The following is a 21,304-nucleotide window of genomic DNA, read 5'->3' on the forward strand; positions in this document are numbered from 1 at the left end:
CCTGCTAGGGGCGCCCGCAGAGGACTGTCAAGCCGGTCCGTCGCCCGCGACGACGCCTCGTTCCACCCGTGTTCAGATGATCGAGGCGGCCCGACGTTCCGATTTCGTGCCTGATGGATGATCTGCACGGCTGAGCGTGCGGAGTCTAACGGCACTGCTACGTTTCTAGCCAGTCTTCTGACAAAGATCGGGGATTGTTTTGGCACGCCCGTCACATAGCCCGCATTTTAGATCCTGGGAGAATAATCTCCACCAGCATCCCCTCACCGCTACGGTTGGAGACGCGCACGCGGCCGTGGTTGGCCTCGATCAACGCCTTGGTGAGCGGCAAGCCGAGCCCGGTACCATGCGCCTCGCCGCCCTCGCGCGGGGCACGCCCGGCCTCGATCTCGGACGCGCGCGCGCCCGGGCCGGTGCCGCGCACCTTGAGCGCGACCCCGCCGCGCTCTCCCGGCGTCGTCGAGACGATTACCTGGCCGCCGGCCGCGGTCGCCCGGATCGCCTCGCCGATCACGGCGAGCGCCGCCTGCCGCAGCGACGGCTCGTCCGCCTCCAGTGGCGCCAGGTCTGGCGAGAAGCTGGTGCGCAGGACGATGCGCCCGCGCGCCGCCTCGGGCTGCAGGAGTTCGACGCAGCCCGAGACGAGCTCGTTCAGGGGCAGCGGCCGGACTGAGAGGGCGAGGCCGCCGGACTCGATGGTGGCGATCTCGATCAGGTCGGAGACCAGTCCGCGCACGTGGTCGCCCGCCGCCCGGATCGCGCGCAGCGGCACGCGGTAACGCTCGTCGAGCACCCCGTGCGGTTCCGCGAGGATGCCGTCGGCGAGGCCGACGATGCCCTCGACCGGCGTGCGGATCTCGCGGTCGAGGCGCCCAAGGAAGGCGGGGCGATCGAAGGCTTGGGGATCGAAGGCTTGGGGATCGACATCCGAAGTGCTCCGCGCCGCGACCTCGGACGGCGCGCGCAGTACCGCGACGCGGGCGCCCTCTCGGACCGACACACGCAGCGTCACGGGCCGGCCGCTGGCGGCGATGCTGATTTCGGTGCCGAGGCCGGCGAGGGCGGCGCGGACCACGTCCCGCTGCGCGGCATCGAACAGGGAATCGAAGGCGGTGCCGACCACCTCGCGCGGCTCGCAGGCGAACAGGGCGGCGGCGGCGCGGTTCATCGCGACGATGCGGCCGGCCGCATCGAGGGTGACGACGCCGTCGTCGAGGGCGTTGAGGGTCGCGCGGGCGTCGGCGGCGTGACGCTCGCGAAACGACTCGGCCAAGCGCTCGGCCGCCCGCTCGCGGGCCGGATCGGCCTCGGCGACCACGCGCAGGATGAGGCAGGTCGCCGGCGCGCCGTCCCAGGCCATCGGCCCGCGTTCCACCGCGACCGGCCGGCTGCCGCCCTGCGCCGTCTCGATGATGCGGGGGCCGTCCGACGCCGCCGGATCGCCGCCGGACGGTGCCGGAGGCAGCCCGCGGAACAGGCGACGGAGCCCGGCCGCCTGCAGGCTCGCCAGGTCGGCATGGCCCGTCAGGTCGAGCAGGCGGCGGTTGGCGGCCAGCACCGCGTCGCCGCGATGGATCAGGAGCGCGGCCGGAACGTCGTCTAGCGGCGGCGGCAACGTGTCCCGTGGTGCCGGCGGCGGCGTCTCGGCCGGCCTCGGCACAGGGAAGGGCATCACCGCCGCGCCCGCGCCACGCGCATCCGCGTCGATCGCCTCGCGAACCTCGTCGTCTCCTGCGTAGCGGGCGCCGAGGGCGCGCGCGATTTCGCGGAAGGCCGCGTGCTCGGTCACCGACAGGGCGGCATCGGTACCCTCCTGCGCCGCCACCGGGCGGTCGATGGGAAGGCTCGGCGCGACGGGTTCCGGCACCACACGGGAGAGGAGAGCGTTCGGTGCCACGCCGACGGCCTCGTGCCCCCGACCGGGGCCACGCGCGCCGGACCAGGGATCGCCAGCCGCATGGTCGTCGAGGTGTTCGGTCGCGACCGCGACCGGAGGCCATGCGGCGTTGCGGATGTCGGGGAGCACACGATCCGGCTCACCGGCGGCATTCGGGCGGTCGGTATTCGCGTCGGACGGAAGATCGAAGTCCGGCACCTCGACGCTTGCGGTTTCAACCGGATCGGGATGCGTTTCTACCGGGGCGGCCGGCGGTACGGTCGCCACGGCCGGCGCGGTCACGGCGCGCACGACGCCGTACCCGCCCAGACCCGAGAACGCGTCGCCGCTGCGGCCGAGGCAGGCGCCGGACAGGTCGAGGGCGAGCGTGCCGACTGTGCCGGCATCCAGAACCGCCGGCAGGGCGCGGAAGGTGTGCCGGGTTTCGACCGCAGCGAGGAACGCGTCGGCGTCGCGCAGCTGGCCGGCCTCGGCGAGGTTGGCCCAGCTGCGCCCGACGAGGCGCGGCGCGAGCGCTTCGAAGGATGGTCCCGAGATCGTCGCGATGCGGTCGCCGGCGTCGCTCCGCCAGACGAAGCGGTCGCCCGCCGCCGGCGCGACGGCTCGGTCGGAATCGCCGGGCGCATCCGGTGCGGCGTGTCCGGTCGGCTCGGCGGACGCCGCTTGGCGATCCGGCGCCGGATCGGCCCGGACGGCGCGTGGGCGAATCGCGGGGAGGGGGCCGAGGGCGACGAGGAGCAGGGCGGGCGCGGCCTCGACGGTGCCGCCCGCGATCAGGCACGCGGTCGGCGGCGCGATCCGACGGGGATCGAGGCGCAAGCGCACGAGCCGCGGCCGGGCAATGCCGCTGACGGCGCGGATCTGGCCGGCGAGGCCGGGGCTCAAGCGGCCCACCTCATCCGCCACCGCGTCGCGGAACGGCACGGCGGCCGGCGAGGCGTGCAGGATCGTGGTCGCCATCCCGTCGAGGACGAGGAAGGCGCGCGCCGAATCAGCTAGCGGCGCGGCCAGGACGGGATCGCCCGCCCAGGCCTCCAGTGCGGCCTGGAGGCCCGCGCGCGTGCTGTCGCCAACGTTCACCGAACAGTCCCCATCGGCCGCGCCCCAGCCCGTTTCGTGACGGAAAATATGATTGCCCAAGGCTTATTGTAGGCGGAGCGGCTCCGGACGCTGGACCTTTCGCGCGTCCGTCACACGTTTACCTCGCATCAACGTTAATGCTGCTCCGGCGGGTGGCGTACGATGATACATGTGTTATTGTGCAGCGCACAATGATGCGTCCACAGGCAACGTGAGAGGAGACGAGCGATGAGCAATCCCCCGACCTACGAAGTCCCGACCGAGATGCGCGACTTCGCCGAGAAGAGCGTCGACCAGGCCCGCAAGGCCTTCGACAGCTTCATCGGCGCCGCACGCCGCACCGCGGAGACCGTCACCGGCTCCACAGAGGTGACCCGCACTAGCGTCAAGGACGTGTCCTCCCGCGGCTTCGAGTATGCCGAGCAGAACGTCAACGCCGCCTTCGACCTCGCGCAGAAGCTCGTCCGTTCGAAGGACGTGCAGGAGGCGATGCAGCACCAGGCCGAGTTCGTGCGCAGCCAGTTCGCCGCGATCCAGGCGCAGGCCAAGGATTTCGGCGGCCTCGCCCAGAACGCGATGCAGCAGGGTGCCGAGCGCGCCAAGTCCGCGATGCAGGAAGGTGCCGACAACGCCCGCAAGGCGATGGAGCAGGGCGCCGACGCCGCCAAGCAGGCCGCGCACGACTCGCAGGACGCCGCCAACAAGGCGACCCACTAAGCCCGCCGCCAGGCTCGCCCCTCGAGGGCGGGCCACCCGCGCCCGCTCCCGGCCCGTTCCCGATCCATCGGGGGCGGGCCGTCTCGTTTTCGCCCCGATTGCGCGGGCATGCCTGCGTCGCGCCCGGACCGGGCATCAGACCCTCCGCCGACAGGGATGCCATGCGACAGATCACACGCCTCGGCCTCGCCGCCCTCCTCGCGACCTGCGCCGTGCAGGCCGCCGACGCGCAGTACTACGATGCGCCGCGGCGCGGGTATTACGAGGAGCGCCCGGCCTACGACGAACGTCCCGTCTACCCGCGGCGCGGCGAGCGCCCGGGCCCGGCCCGCCCGGTCGGCCTGAACTGCGATGCGGTCCAGCAGGGCCTCTCCGGGCCGCAGCCCTATTCCTGCCCGCTGCCGGGTCCGCGCCCGCTCGGGGCGCGCTGCTTCTGCGACATGCCGATCGCCTCCTTCAGCCAGCCGCAGACCGCGGTCGGCCGCGTGGTGCCCTGAACGGACGATCCGGCCGCAGGCCCGCGACGGGCGATTCGCTGAGCGCGCGATGGCTCGCGGGCGTCGGCCTCGCGTCGGGGCTCGGTGTCGCCGCCGCGTCGGCGCAGGGGCTCGGCACGGAAGCGATTCGGGCTCCGATGGACGTCGCCGGGCCGGAGGGGCTCGATGCCCTGGTGATGACGCCCGGCACCCTGGGCCGGCATCTCTTGGCGCTGATCAGCCACGGCTCGCCGCGTTGGGCCGCCGACGGGCTCGGACGGGCACGGCCTGTTCACGCAAGGGGGCGGACCGATCTGGGAGCCGATCGTCGAGGCCTTCCTCCAGGCGCGCGGCCATCCGACCGCCGCCGCAGGTCGGCGCCGGCGAACGTAGGGATTTCGACACCTATCGCGCGGCGGCCTCGCACAAGGCCTTCGCCGTCAGCGCCGGTAGCGCCTACGCGTGGCAGACCGCGCAGGGCACGAAGGCGGCGGCGATCGAGGCGGAGCTGCATCGCTGCGAATCGTCGGCCGGCGGCAAGCCGTGCCGCCTCTACGCGGTCGACGACGCCTACGCAGCGGAATGACGAGGGCCGCGCCACCCTTCCGGATGGCGCGGCCCCAATCGGATCGCGAAGTTGCGTCGCGCGAGATCAGTTCAGGACGACGACCTTGGCGCCGACCTTCACGCGCTCGTAGAGGTCGGTGACATCGTCGTTGGTCATCCGGATGCAGCCCGAGGACACGGCTTGACCGATCGTGTCCGGCTCGTTGGAGCCGTGAATGCGGTACTCGGTGTTGCCGATGTACATGGCGCGCGCGCCGAGCGGGTTCTCGATGCCGCCGGCCATGTAGCGCGGCAGGTCGGGGCGACGGGCGATCATCGCGGCAGGGGGCGTCCACGACGGCCACTCCTTCTTGGCGGTCACGGTCTTGGTGCCCGACCAAGTAAAGCCGGGACGGCCGACGCCGACCCCGTAGCGGATCGCCTCGCCGTTTGGCATCACGAAGTACAGGCGACGCTCGGCGGTGGAGACGACGACGGTGCCTGGGGCGTAGTTGCCGTTGAACGCCACGATCTCGCGGGGGATCGGCTGGACCTGCGCCTGCGGCGCGGCCTGGACACCCTGGCCGTAGCCGGGGGAGTAGGCGGGCTGCTGACCGTAATAGTCGCGGTTCTGCGTGCCCTGGTAACCGTAAGACTGGTCTTCCTCGTATCCGGCATCGGTGCCGAAGGGATCGTAGGTCGAGGCGGCCATGGCCGGCACGCTGGCAACAATCGAAAGTCCGAGGAGGGCGGCGAGAGCGGTGGCTGAGGTCTTCATGATGTGGCCTACCTGTGCAGTAACCTTTGCCATTACAAGCGTGAGCATAGGCAGAGGGTTCCACGGCCGGGCGAAGATTTCAGCGGCGCGGGAATACGTAAGCGGACAAGACGTGGCCGGCGAAGATGTGACCCGCCCGGCGGGGCGCGCTCATGCCATCTCGTCGGTGTGCACGTCGAAGCGGGCTAGGTGCACGTAGCCGAAGTTGGTGGTGATCGCGACGTCGGTGGCGTCGCGCCCTCGGGCCATGACGATGCGGCCGATGCGCGGTGCGTTGTGGCGGGCGTCGAACGTGTACCAGCATCCGCCCTGCGGCCCGTCGAGGTAGACCTCGAACCAGGCGGAGAAGTCCATCGGCGCCGGGTCCTTCGGCACGCCGATATCGCCGAGATAGCCGGTGCAGTAGCGCGCCGGGATGTTCATGCAGCGGCAGAAGGTGACGGCCAGGTGCGCGAAGTCGCGGCACACGCCCTCGCGCTGCATGAAGCCGTCATGGGCGCTGCGGGTGGCGTCGGCGCGCATGTAGTCGAAGCGGATGCGCTCGTGGGTGTAGTCGACGATCGCCTGGACCCGGGCCCAGCCCTCCGGCGTCGCGCCGAACAGCGACCAAGCGGTCTGCGAGAGCTTGTCGGTGTCGCAGTAGCGCGAGCCGAGGAGGTAGACGAGGACCTCGTCCGGCAGGTTCTGCACCGCGAACTGCCGCGCATCCGGCGCATATGCGTCCGGCAGGCCGGAATCCCGCACCGTGAAGTCGGCCGAGATCGTCAGCGGGCCGGTCGGCGTGACGATGCGATGGCAGAGGTTGCCTAAGGCATCCTCGTATTGATGGCAGGGGATCGGCGGATCGAAACTGATCGCCTGCGGCGTCACCAGGTCCGGCAGGCGTGACGGGTGGATGCTGAGCATCAGGATCATCGGGGTCGGCTGCGCTGAGTCGAAGGCGATATCGAAACCGGTCCTGATCTTCATCGCGCCACCTGCCAACCTTTCTCACCGAAGCGCGCGCCGGGCGTGTCCGCTCTGGCGCGCCGAGATGCCTAATGCGCCGGGACGAGGTCCGGTGCTGATGTCTCCGTCACGGCGACGTCGACGCGCATGCCGAGGTCGTCGCTCGTCAGACCGAAATACGAGCCGTGCAGCGGCACCGCCTGCCGCGGGTCGCGGGCGATGGCGACGCGGATCAGGTCGCGGTTGCCGACGATGCCGTTGGTCGGATCGAACTCGATCCAGCCGGCGCCGGGCAGGTAGACGCCGACCCAGGCATGGGTCGAGCCGCCGCCGACGTGGCGGTCGCGGTCGTTGCGCGGATTGTAGAGGTAGCCGGAGACGAAGCGGGCCGCCATGCCGAGGGAGCGCACGCCCTCCATCATCAGTACCGCGAAGTCGCGGCACGAGCCGCGCTTGAGGCGGAGCGTCGTCACCGGGTCCTGCACGCCCTTCTCGCTGCGGGCGAGGTAGGTAAAGTTGCAGCGGATGCCGCGGGTCATGTCGGCGAGCAGGTCCTGCGTCGGGATGCGGCCGTCGGCCGGGATGAAGCTGCGTGCCCAGGCATCGACCATGTGGTGGGTGTCGGGCCATTGTCGCTCGATCGAGCGCGACAGGTCCGGCATATCCTCGACGCCGTAGCCGAAGGGATAGTGGGTCGCGTGCGGCGCCAGCGGGAATACGGGCGCGTGCTCTGGGGTGTGGTCGAGGGTGATGCCGCAAGTGAACCGGAGCGTGTCGCTACGCGTGTCGAAGCTCGCGATCGCGACGCAGTTGCCGAACACGTCGAACATCCACCGCACACTCGCCGGCAGCGGGTCGATGTCCAGGGTGGCCTCGATCAGGCGCTGGTCGTAGCTGTCCCGCGGGCGGAACATGATCCGGTGCTCACCGAACGAGACCGGGCGGCGGTAGCGGTACACGGTGACGTGCCGGACGGACAGGATCGGCAAGGACGTAACACTCCGCGGATGCGCCGGTGCGACGGCCACGCTGCAAGTATCACGCCTCGGCGCCCGTCCCGACTCGGCATCACGGAGGAAACACTTCCGTCGAGGAAACGTTTGGCGTCAGCGGATCGGCGGCGCCGACCCGCCCACGGCACGCTCGGCTTCCACCAGCACGTCGAAGGCGCGCCAGGGCTTCTGAATGAAGACAGCCTCCACCGGAATCTCGGGGCGGCCGACGCAATGCCCGGAGGTGACGACCAGCCGCGCCCGCGGCCACAGCGTCGCGACCGCATGCGCCAGCTGGAGCCCGTCCATCTCACCGGCGAGGCGCACGTCGGCGAAGACCAGGGCGACGTCGCCGCCGCGCGCCTGCAGAACCGCGAGCGCCGCCTCGGCGCTGTCGCAGCCGACCACCGCGAGCTCGGTCTCCTCGAGCAGGGCCTCGGCGAGGACGCGCACTTCCCGGTTGTCCTCGACCACCAGCGCGATGCGCTGCAGCTGTGCGACCGGTGCCGCGGCAGGCTCGCCGGCCTCGGACTGCCGGACCTTGCGTACCAGGGCGGCCAGATGCTCCGGCACGCCCTCGGCGACCAGGCTGTCGTAGAACGAGGCCAGGGTCTCCCCGATCCGGTCGAGGGGGATGTCGGGGCTCAAGGTGTCGATGGGCCGGTGGCGCAGCGGATTGGTCAAGAACTTCCCCCGAAGTCTTCGCGTCGCGCCCCGCGGATGCGGAGGCTCTTGAAGCAAGAAGTCGGGAACGCGCCGTCAGTTGCGCCGGCTCCACGATTCAGGCGGTCGTTCGATCCGGGCGGACCGCGAAAAATCAGCGGGCCGTCGCGTCGGCGTCGGCGTAGGCCATCACGCCCGACACGGCGCGGACGTCGCGGTAGCGCGCGCCGCGGGCGCTCATCATCGCCTCGAACTTCTCGTGGACCTGGGCGACCGACAAGCTCGCGGCCTTGCGGCGACGGCTGCGCTCGGAGGCGAAGAAGATCGAGCGGTTGGCACGCGCCGGCCCGGGAAGCAGCTGGGCGGCGGCGGCACCGGGCTTGTCGACGACCTTGGCAAGGAACGATTCGGCGTCGTCCGGCCCGAGGAAGTGGGCGAGGTAGACCTCGCCGAGCGACAGCTCGCGCCCGATCCGCAGGGAGATCCGCGCGGCGTCGCGCTTCAGCATCTCGCCGGCGAGCAGCGCCGAGAGGTAGGGGTCGCGGCGCAATTCGAGAATCCGGGTGCGCTCGGCGGCATCCGCCACCGTCGGCCGGTCGTTGGCGTCGGGGACGATCACCGACGCCTCCTTCTCCATCCCGTACTTGGCGCCGAAGTCGCGCACGCAGCCGAGCCAGGTCCGCTCGATGAACTGGTACAGACCGGTGGCCGAAGAGGTCTTCGCCTGCACGGCGGTGATGAAGCTCGATTCCTTGTCGGCCACCGCCATCAGCAGCACCGGATCGGTCTGCACGGCCTGGGCGGCGCGCACGATCGTCTGAACGATGTGGCGGCGGATCTTCATCGGCCCGAACTCAAGCACGTCGTTCGGGTCGCCGCCGGCGCTCTCCGAGAGCAGGAAGTCGTAGGAGACGCGGTCGACCGCGTTGGAGCCGAGCTCGGTGTCCAGGTCGTGGACCGCGGCGAAGGCCGAGGAGGCGCGCAGCACCACCGGCGCCTCGGCGACGACGGGCGGCAGCGCGCTCACCTGGATGCGCGGGCGGGGCATCGGGATCTCGGTGGCGGCCTGGGCCGACGACACCGCGTTCTCGAGGCCGATCTTGCCGAGCTCGACGCCCGAGCCGATCAGCAGGGCGCTCAGCGCGCCGGCGAACAGCGACATCGAGAGGACGGAGCGGGCGAGCGCCGGACGGCTGCCGTGGCCGCGGCCGACCGGGGCGGAGAGGGTGATGCAGTCGGCGGCGCCTGCGCCGAAACGGCCCGCGGGCGCCACCTTGGAGACGCCGGCGGTGCTGGACGTGATGGCCTTGCGAGACGTTCCGACGGTGCGGCCCAGCATGTGCGACTCAAAATCCCAATTTCGCGCCGACGGCGGCGCCACCCCCTGATCTGGCTTGACAGATGTGGCGACAACACGGCCGCGGTTGGGTTATTCCGGTGGCGCCGCCGGTTTTGCGCGCCCAGGCATCCGCTACCCTCTCGCGAGCCCTTCGCGCGGACCCAAGTTGCGAACCCATGATCGGAAACTGTGACTTGTGATCGGAACCCGTGACTTGGAGCCCGTCCCTCCGTATGAGGGCGCATCCGCGACGAACGGCCCGGGACGGCCGGGCGTCGCCGCGCGAAAAAGCCCGGCCCAGCACAGAGTTATCCGATGAGCGGCGTCAACGAGATCCGGTCGGCCTTCCTCGACTACTTCGCGGGTGCGGGGCACACGATCGTGCCCTCGTCCTCGCTCGTGCCGAAGAACGACCCGACCCTGATGTTCACCAACGCCGGGATGGTGCAGTTCAAGAACGTCTTCACCGGCGTCGAGAAGCGCCCCTACAGCCAGGCGACGACGGCGCAGAAATGCGTCCGCGCCGGCGGCAAGCACAACGACCTCGACAACGTCGGCTACACCGCGCGTCACCACACCTTCTTCGAGATGCTCGGCAACTTCTCGTTCGGCGACTACTTCAAGCCGCGAGCGATCGAGCTGGCCTGGAACCTGATCACCAAGGAGTTCGGCCTGAAGCCGGACCGGCTCCTGGTCACCGTCTACGCCGACGACGACGAGGCGGCGACGCTGTGGCGCAAGATCGCCGGGTTCTCCGACGACCGGATCATCCGCATCGGCACCTCGGACAACTTCTGGCAGATGGGCGACACCGGTCCCTGCGGGCCGTGCTCGGAGATCTTCATCGACCAGGGTCCGGGGCTCGCCGGCGGCCCACCCGGCTCGCCCGACGAAGACGGCGACCGCTTCCTCGAGTTCTGGAACCTCGTGTTCATGCAGTACGAGCAGGTCGAGCCGGGCAACCGGCTGGTCCTGCCGCGTCCGTCGATCGACACCGGCATGGGCCTCGAGCGCATGGCCGCGATCCTACAGGGCGTGACCTCGAACTACGAGACCGACCTCTTCCGCGCGCTGATCGACGCCGTGTCGCACGCGGTCGGCCGGCCGCCGGAGGCCTCCAACGTCGCCTCCTACCGCGTCATCGCCGACCACCTGCGCGCCGGCAGCTTCCTGATCGGGGACGGCGTGCTGCCGGGCAACGAGGGCCGCGGCTACGTGCTGCGCCGCATCCTGCGCCGCGCCATGCGCCACCTCGAGCTGCTCGGCTCGCGCGAGCCCGTGATGTTCCGCCTGGTGCCGACGCTGGTGCGCGAGATGGGGCAGGCCTACCCCGAGCTGGTGCGGGCCGAGAGCCTGATCTCCGAGACCCTGCGCCTCGAGGAGACCCGCTTCCGCCGCACCCTGGAGCGCGGCCTCGCGATCCTCGACGCCGAGACCCGCGACCTCGCCGCCGGCCAGAACCTCGCCGGCGAGACCGCCTTCACCCTCTACGATACCTACGGCTTCCCCCTCGACCTGACGCAGGACGCACTGAAGGCCCGCGGCATCGGCGTCGACACCGACGCCTTCGCCGTCGCGATGCAGCGCCAGAAGCAGGCGGCGCGCGCGGCGTGGTCGGGCTCGGGCGAGGCCGCCACCGAGACCGTGTGGTTCTCCGTGCGCGACCGAACCGGCGCCACCGAGTTCCTGGGCTACGAGGCGGAGGCCGCCGAGGGCGTCGTGACGGCGCTGCTGCGCGACGGCGCCGAGGTCGAGGCCCTGCAGGCCGGCGAGAGCGGGCTGCTCGTGGCCAACCAGACGCCGTTCTACGCCGAATCGGGCGGCCAGGTCGGCGACACCGGCACGCTCGCGGCGCCGGGGCTGAAGGCGCGGGTCACCAAGACCGAGAAGAAGCTCGGCGATCTCTTCGTCCACCACGTCAGCGTGGACGAAGGCACGCTAAGCGTCGGCCAGGCCGTCGAGCTGAAGGTCGACCACGCCCGCCGGGCCGCGATCCGCGCCAACCACTCCGCCACCCACCTCCTGCACGAAGCCTTGCGCCAGGTGCTCGGCGACCACGTCGCGCAGAAGGGCTCGCTCGTCTCGTCCGAGCGCCTACGCTTCGACATCTCCCACCCGAAGCCGATCGAGGCAGCCGAACTCGCCCGCGTCGAGGATATCGCCAACGCGGTGCTGCTGCAGAACGCGCCGGTGGTGACCAAGCTGATGGCGGTGGACGAGGCGATCGAATCCGGCGCCCGCGCGCTGTTTGGCGAGAAGTACGGCGACGAGGTCCGCGTCGTCTCCATGGGCCGGCCGGTGGACGAGGCCGGGCGGGAGGTCGAGGGCGGGCGCCTACAGAGCTTCTCGATCGAGCTCTGCGGCGGCACGCACGCCGCCCGCACCGGCGACATCGGCACCATCACGATCCTCGCCGAGAGCGCGGTCGGCGCCGGCATCCGCCGCATCGAGGCGATGACGGCCGACGCCGCCCGCCGACACCGCAGCGAGGAGAGCCGCACCCTCGGGGCGCTCGCCTCCCAGCTCAAGGCGCCGGTGGCGGAGGTGTCCGACCGGCTCACAGGGCTGCTGGAGGATCGCCGCCGGCTGGAGCGCGAGGTCTCGGACCTGCGCAAGAAGCTGGCGATGGGCGGCAGCGCCGGAGGCGGCGACGAGGCCACGGAGGTGGCCGGCGTCAAGCTGATGGCGCGCGCCATCGAGGGCGTCGAGATGCGCGACCTCAAGAGCCTGGCCGATGCCGGCAAGCAGAAGCTCGGCTCCGGCATCGTCGTCATCGTCGGCGTCGGCGCCGACGGCAAGGCCGGTCTCGTGGTCGGCGTCACCGCCGACCTCACCGAGCGCTACGACGCCGTCGCCCTGGTGCGGGCCGGCGCCGGCCATCTCGGCGGCAAGGGCGGCGGCGGCCGGCGCGACATGGCCCAGGCCGGCGGCCCCGAGGGCGGCGGCGCACAGGCCGCCCTCGACGCCATCACCGCGGCGGTTGCCGCCGCCGCCGGCTAAGCGTCCATCGAACCTGTTGTCGGCCAATCGGTCCGGTCGTGCGCGCGCTGCCTCCCCCCGACGGATCTCGGGCTTGCCCGAGGTCCGCACTCTGTGTGCCCGAGTCGGGCAAGCCCGACTTGGGTGCGGGGGAGGGTACGCAGCCTGAATCGCCAGACGATAAACCGCGGAAACCTTCAGCCCACCCGCTTCCAGGTCTGGCGCTTGCAGAACACGCTCATCACGCAGCCCGAAACTTCGATCGCGTTCGGGCCGGTCATCTTGAGCGAGCCGGAATAGGTCTTCCCGTCCTTCGGATTGTAGAGGGTGCCGGAATAGCCGTCGCCCGATGCGTTCGTGGCGTTGACGATCTGCACGCCGACGACGCTGCGGGCGCGTAGGGCCGGGTCCGGGTTGTTGGCGTCGAGGCCCTTGCCCGTGGTGCTGACGATGGTGCCGCAATACCCGGCGCCGCACCGCGACAGCCGAACCTTGGAATCGCCGGTCTCGGTCAGCCAGATCCCGGCCGGGTCGGCGGCCTTCTGCGCCTGCGCGCCGCCGCCGGCGAGGCAGAGGGCGACGAGGGCGGGAGCGAACACTGTTGCCGGTCTCATGCGGGGTCTCCGAGGGTGCCGCCCGTCCAGGCGATCGCCCCGGCAATAGCCGCGCGCACCGCGCTCCCGCAAGCCGCGGAAGCGTCCGCTAGAGCCCGCGCCCGAGCACGGCCCCGAGATAGGTCTCGGCGACCTCGCAGAACGGCAGGCCGGCCCCGGTCGCAAGCACTGCGTCGATCTCGAACAGCGGGTCGTCCGGCCCCGGGGGAGGGGCGTCGGGGTCGCGCAGCGGCCGCAGCGCGACGTTGCGCCGGGTCGGCTCCAGCGGGCGCACCACCCGGCCGAACGGCGCGTCGGTCTCGTCGAGAGCCGCGTTCATCGCGGGCGTGAGCCGGCCCGGCACGTACCAGTTGTCGGCCTCCGACAGAACGTGGACGCCGCAGGCGAGCCGGACCCGCCGGTAGCGGACGGGCTCGTCCGGCGCGAGCCCGAGCCGCTGGCGCTGGGCCGCGTCGAGGGGCTTGTCGGGGCCCGAGATCCGGCGGGCGACGAGGTGCGGGTCGGCCGACAGGCCGCGCTCGGCGCACCACGCCTCGAGCACCGCGGTAGCGCTGTGGCCGGACAGGATGCGGGCCTGGAGGGCCGCGACCAGCCCAGCCGTCGCCTCGGCGGGCGGGACCGGTTCGGCCGAGACGGGACGCATCGAACCGAACATCGCCATCGCAAGCAGGAGGAGCACCCGGACCGGCGGACGCGGGCTCGCGCAACGCCATAGGCATCGGCGGCCGAACCGTCCATGCGCCGCGTGCACGCTCCTGTCGCGGTCCACCGCGCCGTCACGCATCAGCGCGCCGCCTCGGCCAGGCCGATCAGCGTCGCGACGCGGCGGAGCGCCAGCCCGTAACCCTCGGTGCCGAGCCCGGCGATGACGCCGTCGGCGCGCAGCGAGACGTAGGAATGGTGCCGGAAGGTTTCGCGCTTGTGGACGTTCGAGATGTGCACCTCGATCACCGGCCCGTCGAAGGCGTTGAGCGCGTCGAGCAACGCCACCGAGGTGTGAGTGAAGGCGGCCGGGTTGATGACGATGCCGGCGGCCTCGTCCCGCGCCGCGTGGATCCAATCGATCAGCTCGCCCTCGTGGTTCGATTGGTGGAACTGCAGCCCGAGCCCGAGCTCGTCGGCGAGCGCCCGGCAGGCGGCCTCGATGTCGGCCAGGGTCTCATGGCCGTAGATCTCCGGCTGGCGCCGGCCGAGGAGGTTCAGGTTCGGACCGTTCAGCACGGTGACGAGACGGCTCATGACATCCTCCATCGCACGCGGCTCGCGGTCGCTCGCGCTCGACTCGCGGACCGCGGCGCGGACCATCAACCCATGAACCGGTGCGACCGCCGCATCAAGCGGGCCGCGCCGGTGCGGACAGAGCGGCGGCGCTGTCTCCGTCCCGGGCTTTGCGCGCGGGCGCGGCGGTCTACATCCGTCGGCAGCGCGCGGAGACGCGGCCGACCCACGGAGGGACCATGAGCCAGATCGAGACCAGCGCGCCCGTCGTCATCGCCGTGGCGATCACCGGCTCGGTGCCGCGCAAGGCGGACAACCCGGCGCTTCCGGTGACCGTGGCCGAGCAGGTCGAGTCGACGCATCAGGCCTACGAGGCGGGGGCGACGCTGGCGCACATTCACGTGCGCAACGACGACGAGACGCCGTCCTCAGACCCCGATCGCTTCGCCGCCGTTCAGGAGGGCCTGCGCAAGCATTGCCCCGGCCTCGTGGTGCAGTTCTCCACCGGCGGGCGGGGACGCGACCCGGCGAGCCGCGGGCTCTCGCTGCAGCACCGGCCGGACATGGCCTCGCTCTCGACCGGATCGGTCAACTTCCCGACCATCGTCTACGAGAACGCAGCCACCCTGGTCACCGATCTCGCCACGCAAATGAAGCGATACGGCGTGCGGCCCGAGATCGAGATCTTCGACCTGTCGCACCTCCACGGCGCCCGGCGCCTCGTCGAGGCCGGCCTGATCGACGCGCGTCCGCACGTGCAGTTCGTGATGGGCGTTCAGAACGCGATGCCGGCCGATGAGCACCTGCTCGACATCCTGCTCGCCGAGAGCCGGCGCATCCTGCCCGGGGCGACCTGGACCGCCGCCGGCATCGGCCGAAACCAGGCGATCGTGATGGAGTGGGCGCTGGCGCGCGGCGCCGACGCGGTCCGCACCGGCCTCGAGGACAACATCCGGATCACGAAGGATCGGCTCGCCGCGAGCAACGCCGAGCTCGTCGGGCTCGCGGCCGAGGCGGTGCGCCGTCACGGCCGCCGAGTGGCGAACCCGGCCGAGGCGCGCGCCGTCCTTGGGCTCGCGGCCTGACCATGGCGCCCGCTTCCCTGCACCACACCCTCTCCGGCCCGGAGGACGCGCCGGTGGTGGCGTTCTCGAATTCGCTCGGGACCACGCTGGTCATGTGGGACGCGCTGATGCCGCGCCTCTCCGACCGCTACCGCATCCTGCGCTACGACACCCGCGGCCACGGCGGCTCGGCGACCCAGGACGCACCGGCCGAGATCGACGACCTCGCCGGCGACCTTCTCGCGTTGCTCGACACGCTCGGCATCGCCCGCATCCACGCCGTCGGCCTGTCGCTCGGCGGCATGACGATGCAGGCGCTGGCGAGCGCCGCGCCCGACCGCGTGGCGAGCCTAACCCTGATGGCGACCGCCGCCCACATGCCGAGCGAGGCGAGCTGGAACGCCCGCGCCGCGACGGTGCGGGCGGAGGGCACCGGGGCGATCGTCGAGGCGACGCTCGGCCGTTGGTTCACGCCGGGCTTTCCCGAGCGGCATCCGGACGTGGTCGAGCCGATTCGTCACGCGTTCACGGCCTGCGACGCCGTCGGATACGCGGTCTGCTGCGGCGCGATCGGCCGGATGGACCTGCGCCCGAGGCTCCCGGCGATCACCGCCCCGACGCTGATCGTCGCAGGACGAGACGACCCGGCCACCCCGCCTGCGATGGCCGAAGAGATCTGCCAGGGCATCCGTCAGGCGGAGCTCGTGATCCTGCCGCAGGCCGCCCACCTCCTCGCCGTGGAACGGCCGGACGCAGCTGGGGCCTACCTCGCACAGTTCCTGGACAGGCACGGCTGAAGCACGGGCGACGGAGGCGTCGGGTCAACGAGCGACGGGGAAGGCGCGCACCGCAACACGAGGTTCGCACGTCCGGCCCCGAAAGTGCCGATCCCGCGCCACGGCCAAGCCCAATGCGGCCGCCATGCCGGCAGCGCTTCCACCGATGGGGATCGCCAGGAGTGCGGTCAGCAAGCCGAATTTCGCCAGCAACAGCGTCGACGCACCCGCACCGAACAGCGCCGCCATCACGATCGCAACCATCACGGCCTCATACACAACCACTGATTGAGCGATGAAGGGCGTGGTAGACGATTCGGTTCCTCGGAGAGGCGGGAAAAATTCCACCGCGACCGATCAGGATGAACGCAACCCGCCGGCCGCGCGCACGCGCCGATGGCGATCCGATGCAGGAAAGCTGACGCGTAGGAGCAGCCTGAAACGAGCCGCCGCGCGTGCGAGACACGATGCGAGCGCCCGTTTTTTGCTAAACACCGAGCGCACCTTTACGGGGTGCCTATCGAAGCAAATTGAGTTGGAAAGGGAGAGTGGTGGAGCCTAACGGGATCGAACCGATGACCTCTTCCATGCCATGGAAGCGCTCTCCCAGCTGAGCTAAGGCCCCACTCTCTTCCACCGCGGCTCTGGAGGTCCGCGCTGGTGTCTCGCTGGCCCGGCGATGCCGTCCGGCGAGGGCGGTTCTATAGGCGGGCGTCGGATCGGACTCAACCCCCTTTTTGCCGAAAAATGAACTTGGGTCGTTCGTCGGCGACATTCGGTGCGCGCCTGAGCCTCACTGGACACCGGATCGAGCTGCGCCTCGGATGACGGATCGCGGCGCGCGTGATAACCGACCGCCCCATGTTCCCGCACGACGCCCCGGCGTCGCGACGGCTTTCGGCGCCCCAGCGCCTTCCGGCGATCCCCAGGCCTCGGCCCGGATGCCCTCGCGAAGTTGACCGCCCGTGTCGCACGATTCCGAGCCGACTCCGCTGACCGCCGCGCCCGGCGCGCCCCTGCGTGGGCGGCTTCGCCCGCCCGGCGACAAGTCGATCTCGCACCGGGCGATGATCCTCGGCCTGCTTTCCATCGGCGAGACGCGGGTGGAGGGCCTGCTGGAGGGCGACGACGTGCTGCGCACCGCCGCCAGCGCCCGCGCGCTCGGCGCCTCAATGGAGCGCCTGGGCGAGGGGCGCTGGGTCGTCCGCGGCGTCGGCGTCGGCGGCCTGTCCGATCCGGCCGAGACCCTCGATTTCGGCAATGCCGGCACTGGCTCGCGCCTGATGATGGGCGTGGTCGGCGGCCAGCCGGTCACCGCGACCTTCGACGGCGACGCCTCCCTGCGCAGCCGGCCGATGCGCCGCATCCTCGATCCGCTCCGGCTCATGGGCACACAGGTGCTGGCCGAGGCGGAGGGCGGCCGCGTGCCGCTGACGTTGCGCGGCCCGCGCGAGGCGATCCCGATCCGCTACGAGACGCCGGCGGCCTCGGCGCAGATCAAGTCCGCGGTGCTGCTCGCCGGCCTCAACGCCGCTGGAGCCACCACCGTCATCGAGGCCGCGGCCACCCGCGACCACACCGAGCGGATGCTGCGCCTGTTCGGCGCCGAAGTCTCCGTGGTCCCACACGGGCCCGACGGCCACGGCCGCGCGATCACGCTGACCGGCCAGCCGACGCTGCGCGGCACCGACGTGGTGGTGCCGGCCGACCCGTCCTCGGCTGCCTTCCCGCTGGTGGCCGCGCTGATCGTGCCGGGCTCGGAGGTCACGATCGAGGGCGTGATGATGAACCCGTTGCGCACCGGGCTGATCACGACGCTCATCGAGATGGGCGCCGACATCGAGCGCCTGCGCGAGCGCGAGGAGGGCGGCGAGACCGTCGCCGACCTGCGCGTCCGTGCGAGCCGGCTCAGGGGCGTCGACGTGCCGGCCGAGCGGGCGCCGGCGATGATCGACGAGTACCCGGTGCTCGCGGTCGCCGCGGCGTTCGCCGAGGGCACAACGCGGATGCACGGACTGCACGAGTTGCGGGTAAAGGAATCGGACAGGCTCGCCGCGGTGGCCGCCGGCCTCAAGGCCAACGGCGTCGCCCACCTGATCCAGGGCGACGACCTGATCGTCCACGGCGACGGCACCGCGCCGGTGGGCGGCGGCACGGTCGCGACCCATCTCGACCATCGCATCGCCATGGCATTCCTGGTGATGGGGCTGGCCACCGCCAAGCCGGTCACCGTCGACGACGGCGCGATGATCGCCACGAGCTTCCCGAGCTTCCTGCCGACGATGCAGGCGCTCGGCGCCGGGATCGGGGCGTAACCCGATGCCCGACAACCCGAACGCCATGGTCATCGCCATCGACGGCCCGGCCGCCTCCGGCAAGGGCACGCTCGCCCAGCGCCTCGCACGGCACTACGGCCTGCCCCACCTCGACACCGGCCTGCTCTATCGCGGCGTCGCGCTGACGCTGCTCGACGCCGGCGCCTCCCTCGACGACGAAGCCGCGGCGGCCCGGGCCGCCGAGAGCCTGATCGCCGACCGCCTCGCCGACCCGCGCCTCCGCGACCGGGCGATGGGGGAGGCGGCCTCGCGCATCTCGGCGGTGCCGGCGGTGCGCGCGGCGCTTCTGGCCTGGCAGCAGCGCTTCGCCGGCACCAGCGCCGGCGCGGTGCTCGACGGGCGCGACATCGGCACGGTGGTGTGCCCGGACGCGCGGGTCAAACTGTTCATCACGGCCGACGCAACCGAGCGTGCCCGCCGCCGCCATCGAGAGCTGGAACACCGGGGCGAGACGACGACGCTGGCCGCCATCCTCGCCGACATCGAGGCGCGCGACGCCCGGGACGCGGCGCGGAGCACGGCCCCGCTCAAGGCGGCCGACGACGCGGTGCGGCTCGACACCACCCATCTCGACGCCGACGAGGCCTTCGCCGCGGCCCGCGCCGTGGTCGACCGGGCCCGCTCGCAGTAACGGCCTGACCCAGGCGTCGGGAAACGCTGCGACCGGGGACGCTCACCTTTGCGCGATCGACGGCCCCCACCGCCCCCTGAGAAGAAGGCCCCGCTGCCGCTCCTCGTCGCGGTGACGATGACCGGGACCCTGGCCCTGCACGTCTTCGTGCCGGCGCTTGCGGCGGCGGCAGCCGACCTCGGGACGACGCCGGCGGCGGCGCAGCTGACTATCACACTCTACCTCGTCGGGCTCGCGAGCGGGCAGCTGGTTTACGGACCGCTCTCCGACCGGTTCGGCCGCCGGCCGGTGCTGCTCGGCGGGCTGTCGCTCTACCTGCTCGGGCTGCTCCTTGCGATCCCGGCGCAAAGCATCGGCGTCCTCGTCGTCGCGCGCATCCTGCAATCGCTCGGGGCCTGCGGGTCGCTGGTGATCGGCCGGGCGATGGTGCGCGACGTCTCGACCAGCCCCGACGCCACGCGCAAGCTCGCGATCCTGACGCTCGCGATGACGCTGACGCCGGCCCTGGCCCCGGGCCTGGGCGGCTTGATCTCGGATGCCTTCGGCTGGCGGGCGGTGTTCGTCGCGCTCGCCGCCCTCGTCGCGGTGCTCGGCATCCTCGTACTGCTGCCCGAGACCAACCGCCACAAGACGCCACTGCCGGGAATCGGGGCGATGGCCGCCGGCTATCTTCGGCTGCTGCGGAACCCGACCTTCCGCGCCTACGTCGTGGCCGGGTCGTGTGCTGGGACCAGCCTCTACGCCTTCCTTGCGGTGGCGCCGTTCCTCCTGGTCGATCGCCTCGGGCGCTCGACGCAGGAGGTCGGGCTCGATTGCCTGATCGTGGTGTTCGGCATGGTCGCAGGCGCGACCCTGGCGAGCCGGCTCGCCGGCCGCGTCCCGATCCTGCGGGCAGCCCGCAGCGGGAACTGGCTGTGCCTCGCGGGCGCCGCCTCGCTGCTCGCGATCGACCAGGCGGGCGGTCTCTCGGTGACGAGCCTGATCGCGCCGCTCGTGCTGTACGCGGTCGGCGTCGGGCTGCTCGGCCCCAACGCGGTCGCCGGGCTGATGAACGTCGACCCGCATGCGGCCGGCTCCGCCTCCAGCCTCTACGGCTTCCTGCAGATGGCCTTCGGCGCCGGCTTCACCCTGGTCGTCGCCGCCTGGCACGACGCCTCGGCGACGCCGGTGGCGGCGACGCTGCTCGGCGCGGCGCTGATCGCGGCCGCGGCCCTGCGGCGGCCCTAACCGCCGGTCATCGGCGGGAAGAACGCGATCTCCCGGGCGCCCGCGATCGCGGCGTCGGGCTTGGCGTGCACCTTGTCGATCGCGGCGCGGACCACGCCGTCCTTCTCGAAGGCGTAGGCATATTCCTCGCCGCGCCCCTTCAGCCAGCCGATGAGGTCCCCCACCGTCGCCACCTCGGCCGGCGGCGTCACGGTCTCCTCGGGGCGCCCGACGCGCTCGCGGACCCAGGCGAAATAGACGAGCTTCATGGTTCGGTTTCCTGGTCCGACGCCGGCCCCAGCGGGACGGGCGCCGAGCTACCCCCTCTCCCCCTGAGAGAATGGACCCGCGCCCTATTCGGGGATCTTATCGCGGATCGTCGATGACGTGCTTGATGCCCGCGCGCATGTAGTCCCAGCCGGTCCAGAGCGTCAGGGCGGCGGCGAGCCAGAGCAGGACGAGGCCGATCCGCTCGGTCCCGGGCAGGATCGTCTCGCCCGCCGGTCCCGCGACAAGGAAACCCAAAGCCACGAGCTGCACCGTGGTCTTCCACTTGGCGACCTTGCTCACCGGCACGCCGACCTTCAGCTCGGCGAGGTATTCGCGAAGCCCGGAGACCAGCACCTCGCGGCACAGGATCACGATCGCTGCCCAGACGGAGGAGCCAACGATGGTGCGGTCGGCCACCAGCATCAGCAGGCAGGCGGCCACCAGCAGCTTGTCGGCGATCGGATCGAGCATGCGCCCGAGCGCCGAACTCTGCGCGTAGGCGCGGGCGACGTAGCCGTCGAGGTAGTCGGTGATCGCGGCGAGCACGAAGACCGCGAAGGCTGTGAAGCGCATCGCGGTCGAATCGGGCCAGAACAGCAGCGCGACCATCACCGGGACGGCGACCAGGCGGCCGTAGGTCAGGCAGTTCGCGAGCGTCCAAGCCTGCGACCGGCGTCGGGGGAGGACGGCGTTCATCGCGCCGGTGAAATCATGCGCCTGCGCGAGCGTCAACCATTCCGACGAATCCCCGATGCGATCGCTCATCCTCAGCCT

20 protein-coding genes and 1 tRNA gene are annotated in these 21,304 nt (G+C 71.5%); 8 read left to right on the top strand and 13 right to left on the bottom strand.

Features of this window, described 5'->3' with window-relative positions; all coding sequences use genetic code 11:
* Positions 1–211: 211 nt before the first annotated feature.
* Positions 212–2,977, bottom strand: coding sequence for an ATP-binding protein (locus MFF13_RS21365; RefSeq protein WP_147828570.1), 2,766 nt, complete (start codon positions 2,975–2,977; stop codon positions 212–214).
* 228 nt (positions 2,978–3,205) lie between these two features.
* On the opposite strand from MFF13_RS21365, the gene MFF13_RS21370 reads away from it, so the two are divergent.
* Together MFF13_RS21370 and MFF13_RS21375 are read left to right on the top strand one after the other, a co-directional pair.
* Complete coding sequence (locus tag MFF13_RS21370; RefSeq protein ID WP_147828569.1) at positions 3,206–3,694, top strand: phasin; 489 nt, start codon at positions 3,206–3,208, stop codon at positions 3,692–3,694.
* A 161-nt stretch (positions 3,695–3,855) separates the two neighbouring features.
* Complete coding sequence (locus MFF13_RS21375; protein WP_147764034.1) at positions 3,856–4,191, top strand: hypothetical protein; 336 nt, start codon at positions 3,856–3,858, stop codon at positions 4,189–4,191.
* A 631-nt stretch (positions 4,192–4,822) separates the two neighbouring features.
* On the opposite strand, the gene MFF13_RS21380 is transcribed toward MFF13_RS21375, so the two are convergent.
* From MFF13_RS21380 to MFF13_RS21400, 5 genes are all read right to left on the bottom strand, one after another.
* The gene (locus MFF13_RS21380) at positions 4,823–5,494 is read right to left on the bottom strand and encodes a L,D-transpeptidase (protein ID WP_147828568.1); all 672 of its coding nucleotides are present in this window, start codon (positions 5,492–5,494) and stop codon (positions 4,823–4,825) included.
* A 150-nt stretch (positions 5,495–5,644) separates the two neighbouring features.
* Positions 5,645–6,463: a transglutaminase-like domain-containing protein gene (locus MFF13_RS21385; protein ID WP_147828567.1), complete on the bottom strand. Its 819-nt coding sequence runs from the start codon at positions 6,461–6,463 to the stop codon at positions 5,645–5,647.
* 68 nt (positions 6,464–6,531) lie between these two features.
* Entirely contained in the window at positions 6,532–7,431 is a 900-nt protein-coding gene (locus MFF13_RS21390; protein ID WP_147828566.1) for a transglutaminase family protein, read from the bottom strand.
* A gap of 117 nt (positions 7,432–7,548) precedes the next feature.
* Positions 7,549–8,070, bottom strand: a complete 522-nt coding sequence (locus MFF13_RS21395; RefSeq protein ID WP_147750790.1) for a response regulator — start codon at positions 8,068–8,070, stop codon at positions 7,549–7,551.
* Between the two features lie 181 nt (positions 8,071–8,251).
* On the bottom strand, positions 8,252–9,436 hold the full coding sequence (locus MFF13_RS21400; RefSeq protein WP_147750784.1) for a transglycosylase SLT domain-containing protein: 1,185 nt from the start codon (positions 9,434–9,436) through the stop codon (positions 8,252–8,254).
* Positions 9,437–9,751: 315 nt separating this feature from the next.
* Here MFF13_RS21400 and alaS point away from each other — a divergent pair, with 315 nt between their 5' ends.
* Positions 9,752–12,436 (top strand): alanine--tRNA ligase, encoded by a 2,685-nt coding sequence (alaS, locus tag MFF13_RS21405; RefSeq protein ID WP_238272896.1) that lies wholly within the window; start codon positions 9,752–9,754, stop codon positions 12,434–12,436.
* Positions 12,437–12,612: 176 nt separating this feature from the next.
* Here alaS and MFF13_RS21410 read toward each other — a convergent pair whose 3' ends face one another.
* The 3 genes from MFF13_RS21410 to aroQ all read right to left on the bottom strand — a co-directional run bounded on the left by MFF13_RS21410 (position 12,613) and on the right by aroQ (position 14,268).
* On the bottom strand, positions 12,613–13,029 hold the full coding sequence (locus MFF13_RS21410; protein ID WP_147828564.1) for a DUF2147 domain-containing protein: 417 nt from the start codon (positions 13,027–13,029) through the stop codon (positions 12,613–12,615).
* Between the two features lie 88 nt (positions 13,030–13,117).
* Positions 13,118–13,690, bottom strand: coding sequence for a hypothetical protein (locus tag MFF13_RS21415; protein ID WP_373322589.1), 573 nt, complete (start codon positions 13,688–13,690; stop codon positions 13,118–13,120).
* Between the two features lie 122 nt (positions 13,691–13,812).
* The gene (gene aroQ, locus MFF13_RS21420) at positions 13,813–14,268 is read right to left on the bottom strand and encodes a type II 3-dehydroquinate dehydratase (protein ID WP_147753590.1); all 456 of its coding nucleotides are present in this window, start codon (positions 14,266–14,268) and stop codon (positions 13,813–13,815) included.
* A gap of 218 nt (positions 14,269–14,486) precedes the next feature.
* Between aroQ and MFF13_RS21425 the strand changes: the two genes are divergently transcribed.
* Both MFF13_RS21425 and pcaD read left to right on the top strand, forming a co-directional pair.
* Positions 14,487–15,332 (top strand): 3-oxoadipate:acetyl-CoA acetyltransferase, encoded by an 846-nt coding sequence (locus MFF13_RS21425; RefSeq protein WP_147753589.1) that lies wholly within the window; start codon positions 14,487–14,489, stop codon positions 15,330–15,332.
* A gap of 2 nt (positions 15,333–15,334) precedes the next feature.
* Positions 15,335–16,108 (top strand): 3-oxoadipate enol-lactonase, encoded by a 774-nt coding sequence (gene pcaD / locus MFF13_RS21430; RefSeq protein ID WP_147828562.1) that lies wholly within the window; start codon positions 15,335–15,337, stop codon positions 16,106–16,108.
* Positions 16,109–16,132: 24 nt separating this feature from the next.
* On the opposite strand, the gene MFF13_RS21435 is transcribed toward pcaD, so the two are convergent.
* Entirely contained in the window at positions 16,133–16,351 is a 219-nt protein-coding gene (locus tag MFF13_RS21435; RefSeq protein WP_147828561.1) for a hypothetical protein, read from the bottom strand.
* 285 nt (positions 16,352–16,636) lie between these two features.
* Positions 16,637–16,712: transfer RNA gene (locus MFF13_RS21440), tRNA-Ala, on the bottom strand.
* Positions 16,713–17,052: 340 nt separating this feature from the next.
* Between MFF13_RS21440 and aroA the strand changes: the two genes are divergently transcribed.
* The 3 genes from aroA to MFF13_RS21455 are packed head-to-tail and all read left to right on the top strand — an operon-like array spanning position 17,053 to position 20,281.
* Entirely contained in the window at positions 17,053–18,402 is a 1,350-nt protein-coding gene (aroA, locus tag MFF13_RS21445) for a 3-phosphoshikimate 1-carboxyvinyltransferase (RefSeq protein ID WP_147828560.1), read from the top strand.
* Between the two features lie 4 nt (positions 18,403–18,406).
* Positions 18,407–19,054, top strand: coding sequence for a (d)CMP kinase (locus tag MFF13_RS21450; protein ID WP_147828559.1), 648 nt, complete (start codon positions 18,407–18,409; stop codon positions 19,052–19,054).
* A 48-nt stretch (positions 19,055–19,102) separates the two neighbouring features.
* Positions 19,103–20,281, top strand: a complete 1,179-nt coding sequence (locus tag MFF13_RS21455) for a multidrug effflux MFS transporter (protein ID WP_283205831.1) — start codon at positions 19,103–19,105, stop codon at positions 20,279–20,281.
* On the opposite strand, the gene moaD is transcribed toward MFF13_RS21455, so the two are convergent.
* Together moaD and pgsA are read right to left on the bottom strand one after the other, a co-directional pair.
* Complete coding sequence (gene moaD / locus MFF13_RS21460; RefSeq protein ID WP_147828558.1) at positions 20,278–20,529, bottom strand: molybdopterin converting factor subunit 1; 252 nt, start codon at positions 20,527–20,529, stop codon at positions 20,278–20,280. The two genes, MFF13_RS21455 and moaD, sit on opposite strands and share 4 nt — an antisense overlap.
* A 97-nt stretch (positions 20,530–20,626) precedes the next feature.
* Positions 20,627–21,226 (bottom strand): CDP-diacylglycerol--glycerol-3-phosphate 3-phosphatidyltransferase, encoded by a 600-nt coding sequence (pgsA, locus tag MFF13_RS21465; RefSeq protein WP_147753593.1) that lies wholly within the window; start codon positions 21,224–21,226, stop codon positions 20,627–20,629.
* Positions 21,227–21,304: the final 78 nt, after the last annotated feature.

The organism is Methylobacterium cerastii, from assembly GCF_022179125.1.
GTDB lineage: Bacteria > Pseudomonadota > Alphaproteobacteria > Rhizobiales > Beijerinckiaceae > Methylobacterium > Methylobacterium cerastii.